12 protein-coding genes are annotated in these 12,402 nt (G+C 62.3%); 8 read left to right on the forward strand and 4 right to left on the reverse strand.

The window, feature by feature from the left end; genetic code table 11:
- Window positions 1-104 precede the first annotated feature (104 nt).
- Entirely contained in the window at window positions 105-1,556 is a 1,452-nt protein-coding gene (locus HMPREF3145_RS03510; protein ID WP_070421879.1) for a DUF5129 domain-containing protein, read from the reverse strand.
- A 108-nt stretch (window positions 1,557-1,664) separates the two neighbouring features.
- On the opposite strand from HMPREF3145_RS03510, the gene HMPREF3145_RS03515 reads away from it, so the two are divergent.
- The 3 genes from HMPREF3145_RS03515 (at window position 1,665) to HMPREF3145_RS03525 (ending at window position 3,321) form a co-directional block, all read left to right on the forward strand.
- A complete protein-coding gene (locus tag HMPREF3145_RS03515; protein WP_070421880.1) occupies window positions 1,665-2,093 on the forward strand; it encodes a hypothetical protein in 429 nt (142 codons plus the stop codon).
- A 147-nt stretch (window positions 2,094-2,240) separates the two neighbouring features.
- Entirely contained in the window at window positions 2,241-2,639 is a 399-nt protein-coding gene (locus HMPREF3145_RS03520; RefSeq protein WP_070421881.1) for a hypothetical protein, read from the forward strand.
- A 325-nt stretch (window positions 2,640-2,964) separates the two neighbouring features.
- On the forward strand, window positions 2,965-3,321 hold the full coding sequence (locus tag HMPREF3145_RS03525) for a hypothetical protein (RefSeq protein WP_070421882.1): 357 nt from the start codon (window positions 2,965-2,967) through the stop codon (window positions 3,319-3,321).
- A gap of 28 nt (window positions 3,322-3,349) precedes the next feature.
- On the opposite strand, the gene HMPREF3145_RS03530 is transcribed toward HMPREF3145_RS03525, so the two are convergent.
- The 3 genes from HMPREF3145_RS03530 to HMPREF3145_RS03540 form a co-directional block, all read right to left on the reverse strand.
- Entirely contained in the window at window positions 3,350-4,057 is a 708-nt protein-coding gene (locus HMPREF3145_RS03530) for a hypothetical protein (RefSeq protein ID WP_070421883.1), read from the reverse strand.
- A gap of 57 nt (window positions 4,058-4,114) precedes the next feature.
- The gene (locus HMPREF3145_RS03535) at window positions 4,115-5,821 is read right to left on the reverse strand and encodes an ATP-binding protein (RefSeq protein ID WP_070421884.1); all 1,707 of its coding nucleotides are present in this window, start codon (window positions 5,819-5,821) and stop codon (window positions 4,115-4,117) included.
- A gap of 210 nt (window positions 5,822-6,031) precedes the next feature.
- Window positions 6,032-7,258 carry a dicarboxylate/amino acid:cation symporter gene (locus HMPREF3145_RS03540; RefSeq protein WP_070421885.1) on the reverse strand — a complete coding sequence of 409 codons (1,227 nt, stop codon included), beginning with the start codon at window positions 7,256-7,258 and terminating at the stop codon, window positions 6,032-6,034.
- An 88-nt stretch (window positions 7,259-7,346) separates the two neighbouring features.
- Here HMPREF3145_RS03540 and HMPREF3145_RS03545 point away from each other — a divergent pair, with 88 nt between their 5' ends.
- The 5 genes from HMPREF3145_RS03545 to trpCF all read left to right on the forward strand — a co-directional run bounded on the left by HMPREF3145_RS03545 (window position 7,347) and on the right by trpCF (window position 12,400).
- Window positions 7,347-7,802 carry an SdpI family protein gene (locus tag HMPREF3145_RS03545; RefSeq protein ID WP_224213302.1) on the forward strand — a complete coding sequence of 152 codons (456 nt, stop codon included), beginning with the start codon at window positions 7,347-7,349 and terminating at the stop codon, window positions 7,800-7,802.
- Between the two features lie 187 nt (window positions 7,803-7,989).
- The gene (locus tag HMPREF3145_RS03550) at window positions 7,990-9,459 is read left to right on the forward strand and encodes an anthranilate synthase component 1 (protein ID WP_070421886.1); all 1,470 of its coding nucleotides are present in this window, start codon (window positions 7,990-7,992) and stop codon (window positions 9,457-9,459) included.
- Entirely contained in the window at window positions 9,456-10,016 is a 561-nt protein-coding gene (locus HMPREF3145_RS03555) for a glutamine amidotransferase-related protein (protein WP_070421887.1), read from the forward strand. Before HMPREF3145_RS03550 ends, HMPREF3145_RS03555 begins: the two co-directional genes overlap by 4 nt.
- Window positions 10,009-11,028: an anthranilate phosphoribosyltransferase gene (trpD, locus tag HMPREF3145_RS03560; RefSeq protein ID WP_070421888.1), complete on the forward strand. Its 1,020-nt coding sequence runs from the start codon at window positions 10,009-10,011 to the stop codon at window positions 11,026-11,028. The genes HMPREF3145_RS03555 and trpD overlap by 8 nt, the downstream gene beginning before the upstream one ends.
- Window positions 11,021-12,400, forward strand: a complete 1,380-nt coding sequence (trpCF, locus tag HMPREF3145_RS03565; protein ID WP_246817489.1) for a bifunctional indole-3-glycerol-phosphate synthase TrpC/phosphoribosylanthranilate isomerase TrpF — start codon at window positions 11,021-11,023, stop codon at window positions 12,398-12,400. The genes trpD and trpCF overlap by 8 nt, the downstream gene beginning before the upstream one ends.
- The last annotated feature ends 2 nt before the right edge of the window (window positions 12,401-12,402 follow it).

The following is a 12,402-nucleotide window of genomic DNA, read 5'->3' on the forward strand; positions in this document are numbered from 1 at the left end:
TGGCGGGTTTGCGCTTCGAATTTCTCCGCGCCTAAGCATAAACACGGACCTAATAAAGGAAAAGCCCTAACTGTGTTTTGTGACGACTGTCACCTCAAAATTTCTTAGAATGACGAACTACCGCCACCAGCGGAAAAGCCTGACGAGGACACGCCGCCACTAAAGCCACTCGAGGAGGACGACGCCGCCTTTGCCGCCTGCACGTTCGCCGCGTGCCACGAGTGCATCTGCACGTATGGGACGTACCCGCCGTACCAGAACCCAGTCTCGTACACCGCCGGTGCCCGCAGCTTTTGCTTCTCCTTCACGTCGCTGAACTGCTTCTTCTTCACCTGGTCCAGGATCACGCGGTAATCGCCGAGCACGCGCACGAAGTCGTCGAGGAAGGTGGGGGAGTTCGGGTTTGCGTCCAGCGCCTCGATCCGCCCCATCAGCAGGTCGAGTTCCCGCTTCAGCTCCTTGCCCTTCACCTCACTGCGCGCCCGCAGCACGTCCTCGCGGATCTTGGTCAGGTCGGCCCGTCGCGCTGCGGCGTCGCCATGCTCGACGGCGAAAAGCCTGTCGATGTTTTCCTCCGCCTTAGACACGTGCTTGACGGATTCGGCCGCGTCCGCCAACTGCCTGCGGTGCTCGTACACGTCCTTGTCGTCGTTCATGTTGATCGCGTTCAGCCCCGCCGCGCCGTGGACCAACTCGTTCATGCTCAGGAAGCGGTCACGGACTTCCGCCCACTGGCGGCGCAGGGTTTCGTCGGCAAACGCGGACGTCAGCGAGTTCGCCCGCACGTCCACCTCGTCCAGCCGTCCCGCGAGGCGGGTGTATTCGCTGGTCACGGTGTCGTAGTCCTTGCGCGCCTGGGCGACTGCTTTTCGACGACGCCCCCGCACCGCCAACAACCCACCCCCACTAGCGCCTGCCACACCGGCACCGAGGACGCCAAGCCCGATGGTCGCGCCGATCTGATCATCAGTCGCGTCGTCCACCTGCTTCTGGGCGAGTGCCTCGGCGTTCATGGCCTGGTTCGCGGTACGGAACAGCCCGGCCGGGATATTGCCGTCCTTCACGCCGGGTTTCATGGCGTCTTGGAGATCGGTGAGGTGGGAGTCGTCGTCAAGCATGAGCTCGCGAGTCACATCCTCGCCGCCGTACACAAACGCCTGGCGTGGGTCGAGGCCAACGCCGACGATGAGCGCGCCGTCCGCAAGGTGGCCGTTCTCGCCCTTCGACTGATCGACAAGGTCCGGGTACTGGGTGCGCAGGAGCGCCTCAACGTCGTCGAGGACGTTCTTGTGGTTCGTTTTGAACACCATGTAGTGGAAATCCGTGACCACCTCAGGCGCATCAATGCGTGCAGTGTCACGCTCGAGACGTGCGCGGTCGTCGGGGGAGAGGACCTGCTGAGGGTCGTCGATAATCGCATTCGGCGCGCCATGCGTTTGCATCGTGACCTGCGAAATCTCCGGCACATCCACCATGTTGTAGCCGACGGCGGCGCCACCGAAACCCACCAACGCCGTGATGCCAAGAACCGCTGCAGTCTCACTCAAATTCGCCATGGAAAAAAATTTTAGCGACGAAGTAACACACATCGCCTGGCGAGCGATGTTAGGTTTACACGTGTCAGAGCCCTGGCATGTTTCACCGATCACATTAAGGAGAACCCCATGAAGCGCATCGCTACCGCAGCAGCCGCTGCAACCCTGTCCCTGTCCCTCGTTGCCGGCCCGGCTTTCGCTGAGACCGAGGGCACCAACGCCCAGAAGCCGGGTAAGGAAGGTTCCTCCATCTCCAAGCAGGAGGGCGACAAGACCGGCGAGACCAAGGTCGGCTCCTCCGAGCGCTTCAAGGCGTGCAAGAAGGAAGAGAAGAAGGTCGAAGCCAAGGACGGCGACGCTAAGGCTGACGAAGCCAAGGCCAAGGAAACCAAGTCCACCGGCGACTGCATCCAGGAGCTCATCAAGGACGACAACTACAAGGCCGGCATCCTCGGCCTCCTGATCGGCGTCCCGGTCGCTCTCGTCGCACTGCTCGGCGCAGCGGCTGCCTTCTCCGGCGCTATCCCGGGCGTTCAGCTCCCGGCTCTCCCGTTCTAAGTCACACTTAGACGCGGTACTTTGACCCAGTTCCCCCGGTTGGGGGTGGGTCTTTCTGTGATTCTGAGGTAATTTTGTCGATTTTCCTGCGGAAGGCGCTTGACACCCGTTTAATACTTTCTACACACCAAATCTCAAGGAGAAACGATGAAGCGCATCGCTACCGCCGCCGTCGCGGCAACCATGTCCCTGACCGCACTCGCAACCCCGGCATTCGCCGCGGAGGAGACGCCTAGCTCCTCCGAGGCTTACAAGAAGTGCGTCGACGGGGTCAAGGAAGACTGGAAGTGGGCTGAAGATGCTCCCACCGAAGCTGAGAAGGCAGAGCGCAAGAAAATTGTCGAGGCCTCCTACAAGGAGGCTAAGGTCTTCAGCTCCACGCCTTCTGGCACCTGCATCAAGGGATTAGTTCAGGACGAGGACTACAAGTCCGGTGCCCTCGGCCTCCTGATCGGCGTCCCGGTCGCACTCGTTGCACTGCTCGGCGCAGCTGCTGCGTTCTCCGGTGCTATCCCGGGCGTGCAGCTCCCGGCACTGCCGTTCTAAGTCGCTGCGCTTAGAAACCACCAACTCAACCCGGTCCCTTGTGAGGGGGGCCGGGTTTTGCGTTGCCATGTGGAACTTTCTTCGGTCTTGCTCCGTGGGCTCCTGGCGAAAGTGAATTATTTGGGTGCGGTAGGGGAAAAAAGTTCCCGAGAGCAGCCGTTTTCACCGTCGCGTGACGGAGTGGGGACGCAAACGTCAGTGAAGAACACGAAACCTGTGTGATTTCTCCAACTCGCAACACAGATTCGGCCCGTACAAGTGAATAGCGACGGGCACGACGCCCGAGCGAATCAACTCGTGCGAATCAATTAGCGAAGGAGTAAACATGACCAACACTCGTATTGCAGCCGCCGCTACCGCTCTTGTTCTCGGCGCAACCGGACTGGCCGCCTGCAACGACTCGGAGGACGCCACCGACTCCGTGTCCACCCCGACCGACGGTGTGGTCTCCGACGTCAGCGACGCCGTCACCACCGCAGGCGACACGGGCAGCACGGGTGGCACGGACTCCACCGGCGATGTGGTCGTCTCCGATACGGCTGTTGTCTCCGAGGATCCGTTGGCGCCGAGCGACGCGGTTATTTCCGACGAGGTAGTGACCAACTCCATTCCGGCTGACGGTGCAGCAGGTGGCGCTGCCGACGATGCAGCTGGCAGTGCAGCCACCGCACCGACCAACTAAGCCAACACCGGACAGCGGTTAACGCCCGCTAGAACGGTTCTGACACCGCCCGGCTAATCACCACTGCGTCAGGCTCGATGCGCTCACGCAGTTGAAGCTCGGCGGTGTTGTTGCTGTCTGAGGTGAGCACCCAACCCGCCCAGGCGTCCTTGCCGGGGGAGAAGATGCCGTCGCCTTTGCCGATGATGTTCAAGGTGGCGTCGCGAAGCCAGAGCGGGCCGACGAGATCAGCATGTTCGGTGCCCTCGAGTGGGGCGACGAAGGGTTGGTAGGCGACGGCGTTGAGGGCGGCAAGGGTGTCGTCGAAAAGCTGCTGCGCCACCGCCATGTGTTGCGAGGCACCGAGATAGACGATGGTGGTGAGGGAGAGGGGGCCGGTGGGCTCGTCGCGAAGCGTGAGGTCCGACAGGCCGCCGAGTGCCGCCGCGAACCGCGTGGGGCCGCCCATATCCTCGAAAAAGAAGTAGTCAAGCGCCTCGTCGCGGTTCGTGGTGGAGAAGTCCACGAGCGCGTTGAGCTCGTAGAGCTGGAGGTCCTCCGGCGCGGCGAGGTTGTCGTACGCGGCCTGGCAGCGGAGATCCCAAAGCACATACTCGTCCTCGATGGGGTGAGGGTGCGGCGACACCGCCGCAATCTCGACGCCGCTGGCCCGGATGCGGTTCAGGTAGAGCTCGTACGCGCCGTCGAGGTCCGGCTCGTGCGCCACGAAATGAGTGGTGACGATCTCGAAGGACATGCGAATGACACTACGCCATTGGGGGAGCGGGCAGATGTTTCACGTGAAACGGTGCGCCTAGTTGGGGAGGCGATACTTTCGCTTGCGGCTTGTCGGTGGGGCAGTGGGCACAATTTCACCCACATCCACCATGCTGCGGAGTCTTGGGCGCAGGGTATTGACACTCACGTCTAGGTGGTCCGCGATATCGCGTGCTGCTGCCTCTCCAACCTGGGCCAGGTAGGCGATGAGTTTGTTGTCCGTTTCATCGAGTTCGATGCCGCTGCTTGAAAGAACAAACGAATCCCGCGTGTGGCCCGGACCGAGCAGCCCGCGTGTGACGAGATCACTCAACAGACTCCGTGCATCGTCACTATCAAGCCCAATGTGCTTACGGAGCTCCTTCACGGACACAGCACCCAAACCCTTGGCAATCGCCAGCGCGATCTGTTCCTCTCGAGAGCTATTAGGAGCAACCGACTCCAACCATGCCGACATTTCAGGATCGAGGATCCCGAACCTGTAGAGGATGACGGTGAACTCACCAATCCGGGCATCGAACACCGGCTGGGGCAGGCCATAGCCTTCCATCCCTTGCTTCATTCGTTGAATGCCGCTTCCCTGGTTTTCAGCCACGCGCATCGAGCCTGAAGGCGTTGGAAGGTTGCTCAGCAAGTTCGCGAGCGAAGGGTTCCTGCTTACCGACCTGTTCTCGTCGATATTGTCTTCGGTGCGATCTCCCCACAGTCCGCCGGGACTGTTTACCTCGACCCGGTCCGGGTACACATCAACCTGCACTTGCCGCCCCTGAACCTGCGGACTGTAGTCACGGTGCATCGCGGCATTCACAATCGCTTCACGCAGAGCAATCTCTGGAATCTCAGGTTCGTCGACCATATTCGACCCAACTTCCACAGTACGAACCCGGAGATTGCGCACGACAGCTTTAATCGCATCCTCGACCGCCAGTGGAAGCGGACCGTCGCAGTGAGCCCGATCAAGGAAGCGTGTCTCAGACGTCGACTTCTCCGTCGTCGGGTGCACTGCGACATCGATGAAGAGCTGCGGGAAGAACTGCTGCGGATAGCTGCCCAATGCCAACGCGCCCGCAAGGGTTGGCACGCCCTCTGCATCAAGCACATGCAGTCGCTCCAGAACCTCTGCATCGGTTCTTGTTCCCACCCGGATCCGGGATCCCCTCTTCTCCAAAGATTGGATCAGCCCGTTCCACGTCTGGCCATCCAGGTCATCGAGGTTCGCCCCAGGAACAGGCAGCAACTCCGAGGAATCTGGCGTGTAGAGATTCATGAGCTGGAAGATCTCGTAGCTGGAAAGCCTCTGATCGCCATCCAGTACTCGCTTGTACGCGCCATCCCGGAGTCCTTGCGAGGTCACGTAACACGGCATCTGCTTTCCGAGGCGCTCATCGGTACGCATCGGCCGCACCTCAACCAAGATCACCGGCGAACCCTGGTATTCATCGAGTTCGACGACAGCCTCGGGTATCGGCGTCACCGGAGGCTTCTGTTGGTCGACCCTCAAAGCACTGATGAGTCGATCATTCATCGCACGAGAGTCAAAATCAGTGGCTGGCTGGAACGTACCGGTCGACTGATCTTCCTCAATGCCAAGGACGATCAGGCCACCCTTCGTATTTGCAAAGGCGCTCACTGCTTTCCAAAAGGCTGTATCCAACTTCCCCGTACCGGATTTCGCCTCAATCCAGTGATCATCATTCCGCTGGCGCCGCAGCCTGGCCATGATGTCATCCATCCGCTCACTCATGCTCTCACTGTACTCACTTTTTACAGTGAGGGCATCACTCAATACAGTGAGAACCCATTTTCACCTCTCTTTTTACAGTGAGGGCGTCACTTCATACAGTGAGGAGCCATCTCGATACAGTGAGCACCTGATGTTTCACGTGAAACACCTCGAAGAGCAACAAGGCAAAAGAAAACCGCCCCGAAGGGCGGTCGTCTCAACAGAAGGGGACTAGCGGGTGGCTTCCTCCGGGGTGGTGACGGTGTCGTCGTCAAGCGAATCGTTCTTGATCTTGCCCGCAGCGAATTTGTTCACGATCAGGGCGATCGCGCCGTCGCCGGTGACGTTGGCGGCGGTGCCGAAGGAATCAACGACGATGTAGGACGCGATCATGAGCGAGACCATGGACTCGTCAAAACCGAGGTTGGACTGCAGCAGACCGACAGCGGCCATGATGGCGCCACCCGGCACGCCCGGCGCGGCGATCATCATGATGCCCAGCAGGAGGATGAATCCGATGACCTGGCCGGCGGAAATATCCAGGTTGGCCATAAACACGATGGAGAGCGCGTAGAGGGTGATCTTCATCATCGAGCCGGACAGGTGAATCGTCGCGCAGAGCGGGACCACGAAGCCGGCGACGTCCTCGTCAACCTTGTTCTTCAGGGTGGACTTGTAGGTGACCGGGATGGTCGCGGCGGAGGACGAGGTGCCCAGTGCTGTGAAGTATGCCGGCAGCATGTTCTTCAGCGCCTTGAACGGGTTCACGCCAGCGACGGTGCCTGCGACGAGGTACTGCAGCAGGACGATCACGACGGTCATCACGACGGAGAGCAGGAGGACCACGCCCATGGCCGCCATGGTGTCGCCGAAGTTCTCGTTCATGCCCAGGTTGAGGAAGGTGCCGAAGATGAACAGCGGCAGCAGCGGGATGACGAAGGTGACCACGACCTTGAGCACGATGTCGTTAAGCTCGCCGAGCACCTTGAACAGGTTGTCGGACTTCACCGCCGTCATGGACAGGCCGACGACGAAGGCGAGGAGCAGCGCGGACATGACTTCCAGTGGTGGCGGCATTTCAACGCTGAAGTAAGGGGAGAGGCCGCCGGCATCGGGGTCGGCGACATCGGTGATGAGGGTCTTGCCGTCCAGAAGCCTCGGGTACAGCGTGGACGCCGTGAACCATGCGATCAGGCCGGAGATGAACGTGGAGCCGTATGCGACACCGGCGGTGACGCCGAGCCACTTGCCTGCGCCCTGACCCAGACCCGCGATGGCGGGGGCGATGAGGGCGAAGATAAGGACCGGGACGAAGAAGCCGAGGAAGTTAGAGAACAGCCCGTTGAACGTGACAAAGACGCGGGCAAGCCAGTCCGGGAAGAAGAAGCTGCAGGCGAAGCCCAAGGCGATCGCTACAACCACCCAGAACAGCAATGAGTGGAGGATTTTCTTTTGCATGGGCCTAGCGTAGCCCGTATTTATGCAATCTACTGTATTTTGATCATATTTTTTTGCAGGTGAGCGTCCGGTCGTATGCTTAGTGGCTATGAGTCCGTTCGCGAACATGAGCTCCCTTAACGTTGTCCTCGGCATTATCTTCTCGTTGCTAACGCTTGCGCTGTTCATCCCCGGCGCGCTCGCCTCTGCGGGCAAGCTGCCCGGCAACAAGTGGATCGGCCTCCACGTGCCGGCTGTGCGCAAGGACGAAGGCATTTGGAACCAGGCGCATAAGGTAGCGGGTCCGTTCTGGGTGCTGGCCGCGTTGGCGCTCGCGTTCGGTGCAGCGTTTTCGTTCATCGCTTCCGGCTGGATGTGGGTCATGCCGGCGATCGCGGCGGTGGCGGCGGTGATTTCGGCGTCCGTGGGCGGCAACTTCGGTGCGCGCGCCGCGACGTTGGTGGAGCACGCGCGCGAGCAGGCGCCTGCGCAAGAAGAGGAGAAGCCCGCGGTGAACCTTGATGCTTTGCGACGAGCCGCCGACCACGCCGACAACAACGAATAAAATGAGCCCGCGAAGCTGGATCCTCGACTACACTTCCTTTTTGTGACGTACATGACTTCCCAAACATGGTGGTGGCTCGCCTAACTGGCGCGCCACCTAGCGAAGTCACGGCCCGCCAGCTTGTCCCCCAAGCGCCGCGGGCCCTTTTTTATCCCTCGGTGCAAGCAAGAACAGAACCGAGGATCACATGAAATTCACCCGCCAAGAGGTGCGCTACCACGAGGATGTGGCAAGCCTCTTCGCCCACATCGGCGGCCTCGACGCAACCGATACGGTGCTGCTCGAGTCCGCTGACATCACGACACGTTCGGGGTTGCAGTCGTTGGCGGTGCTGCGGTCGTCGATACGCATTACTTGCTCCGGCAACCGCGTGACACTTACGCCGTTGACGCCGTCGGGCGAGGTCATTGCGAACGAGATCGGGCTCGAGCACGAGTTTCCGTGCGTTGATGTGGAGGACGAGCGCGAGCGCCTCACCGCCGCATCCACGATGGATGTGCTGCGCAAACTGACCGCCACCGAGGGCAATGAGGACTTTCCGCTGCTCGCGGGCGGTTTCGCGTTCGACTATCTGGAGACGTTCGAGCGTCTGCCCGAGGTGGCGGACGGCGACAACACCTACCCGGATTACGAGTTCGTGCTCGCCGAGGTGGTGCTGCGCGTGAACCACCAAACCGGCACGGCGTACCTCGCCGGGGTTGATGCTGCAGGTGACGGCATTGATCTCGCCGAGATCGCAGCACTTATCGACGACGCCCCCGCACCCACCGACCCAACCACCCTCACCGGCACCCTCGTCGCCGAGGCAGGTATGCCGGACGAGGAGTTCCGTGGGGTAGTGGAGCAGCTGCAGGGCAACATTTACAACGGCGACATCTACCAAGTCGTGCCGGCGCGCAGCTTCACCGCCGACTGCGACGACGCCTTCGGTGCGTACCGCCGCCTGCGTGCCGCGAACCCCTCGCCGTACATGTTCTACATCCGCGGCGAGGGCTACGAACTGTTCGGCGCATCGCCGGAGTCGAACCTGAAGTTCTCGCCGACCACCCGCCAGGTGCAGCTGTATCCCATTGCCGGCACGCGCCCGCGCGGGCTGAACCCGGACGGCACGGTCAATCACGAACTGGACACGCGCATGGAACTGCAGTTGCGCACCGACGCCAAAGAGGTCGCCGAGCACACCATGCTGGTGGACCTGGCCCGCAACGACATGGCGCGCGTAGCCGAGCCGCGTACCCGCAAGGTGCAAGACCTACTGCAGGTGGACCGCTACTCGCGCGTGATGCACCTGGTCAGCCGGGTCACCGCCACGCTGGCTGCGGACCTCGACGCGCTTGACGCCTACCGCGCGTGCATGAACATGGGCACGCTCACCGGCGCACCGAAGCTGCGTGCGACCGAACTGCTGCGCTCCGTGGAGCGCAAGCGCCGCGGCTCCTACGGCGGGGCGGTGGGCTACTTGCGTGGCGACGGCGAATTCGACACCTGCATCGTCATCCGCTCCGCCTTCGTGGCCAATGGCAAGGCCATCGTGCAAGCCGGCGCGGGCGTTGTGCGCGACTCCGTGCCCCAGTCCGAGGCTGACGAAACTCTACACAAGGCCTACGCAGTCCTGCATGCACTCGCCGGTGGCCGCGACCTGGAGGTGAAGAAATGATCGTCCTGCTGGATAACCAAGACTCCTTTGTGTACAACCTGGTGGACGCGTTCGCCGACTACGACACCGTGGTCTACCGCAACACCGTTACCGCCGACACTGTGCTGAACGCCAACCCAGACCTCATCGTCCTTTCGCCCGGCCCCGGCTACCCCGCGGACGCCGGCTGCATGATGGAGGTCATCGAACGCGCCCAGGGCCGCATCCCGATTCTGGGCATCTGCCTGGGCTTTCAGGCGCTGGTGGAGCACTTTGGTGGGCGGGTTGAGCCGTGCGGGCCGGTGCATGGGTCGTCGCAAAGCATGGTGCTTACAGACGGCCGCCACGTCCCCGTCGCCCGCTACCACTCCCTCGGCGCCACCACCGCGCCACCCGGTATTACGCCGCTGGCGTGGACCGGCACGGAGATCGGCGACGTGATCATGGCCGCCGAAACCGACGACGGCATGTCCATCGGACTGCAGTTCCACCCCGAATCCATCCTTACCCCCTCTGGCCCGCAAATCCTGGACCACTGTGTGACGAAATTACTACAGAAAGGCCACGACAATGACTAGCCAACTCGAGATCTTCCGCCGCTTCATGGACAACCCCGAGCCCACCCTCGAGGAAGCCATCGAGGCATTTACCCCGCTGACCGTCGGCGACTACGACGACGTACACATCGCCGCACTGTTGGCCATGATCCGCACGCGCGGCGAAACTTTTGCCGACATCGCCGGTGCGGCCCGCGCGTTCCTTGCCGCCGGGCGTCCGTTCCCGGTGACGGGGGAGGGGATCATGGACACCGCCGGTACGGGTGGCGACGGCGCGAACACCATCAACATCACCACCGCCGCTTCGCTTACCGCAGCTGCCGGTGGCGTGAAGATGATCAAGTGCGGCAACCGCTCCGTGTCCTCGAAGTCCGGTTCGGCGGACGTGCTCGAGGCGCTGAACATCCCGCTGGACCTCGACCCGGATCGTGCTGTGCGCCAGTTCGAGTCCTCCAACTTCACGTTCCTGTTCGCCCCGGCGTACAACCCGGCGATCGCGTTCGTGCAGCAGGTCCGCAAGGCACTTGGCGTGTCCACGCTGTTTAACACGATGGGCCCGCTGCTCAGCCCGGCACGCCCGGAGTTCCAGATCATGGGCATCGCTAACCCGAAGTTGGGCCAGGTGATTGCGGAAACGATGCGTGAGCTGGGCCGTAACCGTGCGCTCGTCGTCCATGGCGCGGGTACCGACGAGATCGCGGTCCACGGCGATACCGAGGTCTGGGAGCTCAAGGACGGCGAGATCACCCACTACACGGTCACGCCCGAGGAGCTCGGCGTGGAGCGCCACAGCCTGGAGGACCTGCGTGGCGGCAACGGTGCCGAGAACGCAGCCTTCATGCGCGCCACGTTCGCGGGGGAGGGCCCGGCTGCCCACCGCGACGCCGTCGCCGTGTCCGCGGGTGCGATGTTCTACCTCTACGGCATCGCTGATTCTCTGGCCGCCGGCACCGAGCATGCGAAGCAGTTGCTTGCAAACGGCACGGTGGCCGATTGGCTCGCCACCCACGAGGAGGCCGATTACAGTGTCTAAGATTTTGACCGATATCGTCGAGAACAGAAAACGTCACCTTGACGATATTCGAGCACGCGTTACACACGTTGATTTCGGCACGTTACGCAATTCGGAGCGCTCTCTGTACGACTCCCTCGCGCGCCCCGGCACCGCGTTCATCATGGAGTGCAAGTCCGCGTCCCCCTCGCTCGGGCCGATTCGCGACGACTACAAGCCGGGGGAGATCGCGTCGGTCTACTCCCGCTACGCCGCGGGCATCTCTGTCCTGTGCGAGCCGGACTACTTCAACGGCGACTACGACCACCTGGCCACCGTCGCCGCGACGACCCATTTGCCGGTGCTGTGCAAGGACTTCATCATCGACGAAGTCCAGATCTACGCCGCGCGCTACTTCGGCGCCGACGCGATCCTGCTCATGCTCTCCGTCCTTTCCGACGAGGAGTACGCGCACCTGGCTTCCGTCGCCGAGTCGCTCCACATGGACGTGCTCACCGAGGTGATCAACGAGGACGAAGCTCACCGTGCCATCAAGCTCGGCGCGAAGATCTTCGGCGTGAACCACCGCAATCTTCACGATCTCTCCATCGACCTCGACCGCTCCGCACGCCTGGCCGAACTCGCCCCCGATGGGGCAGTGGTGGTCTCCGAATCCGGAATCCGTGACTCCGCAACCGTGCGTCGCCTCGGCAGCCACTCCGATGCGTTCCTGGTTGGCAGCCAGCTGACCTCCCAGCCGGACATCGACCGCGCCTGCCGCGAGCTCGTCTACGGCCCGAACAAGGTCTGCGGCCTGCGCACCGCCTCCGCCGCCCAGGCTGCCAAGGCGTGCGGCGCGGTCTACGGCGGGCTCATTTTCGACGACGCCTCCCCGCGCAATGTTTCACGTGAAACAGCCACCGACATCATCGCTGCCGAGCCCGGCCTTGACTACGTCGCGGTGTCCCGGCGCACCTCGGGTTACGGCGAGCTCGTCCAGCCCGGCATCAAAGCCGTCCAGATCCACGCGCCGTACCAGGGCTCCGTGGAGACGGAACTGGCGCTCATCGAATCCGTGCGCAAGGAGGTCGACGTCGAGGTCTGGCGTGCCGTCTCCATGACGCAGCCGGATGGCGAAAAGGTGGCCGAGGCGGTTGCTGGGATCGTCGACAAGCTAGTGCTCGACGCCCACGACGGTGGGTCGGGGGAGCGCTTCGACTGGACGCGCGTGCCGGACGCCGTGAAGCAGAAGGCGTTCCTCGCGGGCGGCCTCAACCCCGACAACCTCACCGATGCGCTGCGCGTCGGATGCGCCGGCCTGGACCTGAACTCCGGCTTCGAAGACCCCAACGGCCACAAAGACGCGGGCTCACTGCGACGCGGCTTTGACACCATCGGCAACTACCACGACTAAAG

Origin of the sequence: Corynebacterium sp. HMSC05C01, assembly GCF_001807155.1 — a bacterium.
Lineage (GTDB): Bacteria > Actinomycetota > Actinomycetes > Mycobacteriales > Mycobacteriaceae > Corynebacterium > Corynebacterium coyleae.

What these genes read in the sequence shown, in the direction of transcription:
- HMPREF3145_RS03510 (WP_070421879.1), bottom strand. Translation starts at nt 1,556, where the DNA reads ATGGCGAATTTGAGTGAGACTGCAGCGGTTCTTGGCATCACGGCGTTG.
- HMPREF3145_RS03515 (WP_070421880.1), top strand. Translation starts at nt 1,665, where the DNA reads ATGAAGCGCATCGCTACCGCAGCAGCCGCTGCAACCCTGTCCCTGTCC.
- HMPREF3145_RS03520 (WP_070421881.1), top strand. Translation starts at nt 2,241, where the DNA reads ATGAAGCGCATCGCTACCGCCGCCGTCGCGGCAACCATGTCCCTGACC.
- HMPREF3145_RS03525 (WP_070421882.1), top strand. Translation starts at nt 2,965, where the DNA reads ATGACCAACACTCGTATTGCAGCCGCCGCTACCGCTCTTGTTCTCGGC.
- HMPREF3145_RS03530 (WP_070421883.1), bottom strand. Translation starts at nt 4,057, where the DNA reads ATGTCCTTCGAGATCGTCACCACTCATTTCGTGGCGCACGAGCCGGAC.
- HMPREF3145_RS03535 (WP_070421884.1), bottom strand. Translation starts at nt 5,821, where the DNA reads ATGAGTGAGCGGATGGATGACATCATGGCCAGGCTGCGGCGCCAGCGG.
- HMPREF3145_RS03540 (WP_070421885.1), bottom strand. Translation starts at nt 7,258, where the DNA reads ATGCAAAAGAAAATCCTCCACTCATTGCTGTTCTGGGTGGTTGTAGCG.
- HMPREF3145_RS03545 (WP_224213302.1), top strand. Translation starts at nt 7,347, where the DNA reads ATGAGTCCGTTCGCGAACATGAGCTCCCTTAACGTTGTCCTCGGCATT.
- HMPREF3145_RS03550 (WP_070421886.1), top strand. Translation starts at nt 7,990, where the DNA reads ATGAAATTCACCCGCCAAGAGGTGCGCTACCACGAGGATGTGGCAAGC.
- HMPREF3145_RS03555 (WP_070421887.1), top strand. Translation starts at nt 9,456, where the DNA reads ATGATCGTCCTGCTGGATAACCAAGACTCCTTTGTGTACAACCTGGTG.
- trpD (WP_070421888.1), top strand. Translation starts at nt 10,009, where the DNA reads ATGACTAGCCAACTCGAGATCTTCCGCCGCTTCATGGACAACCCCGAG.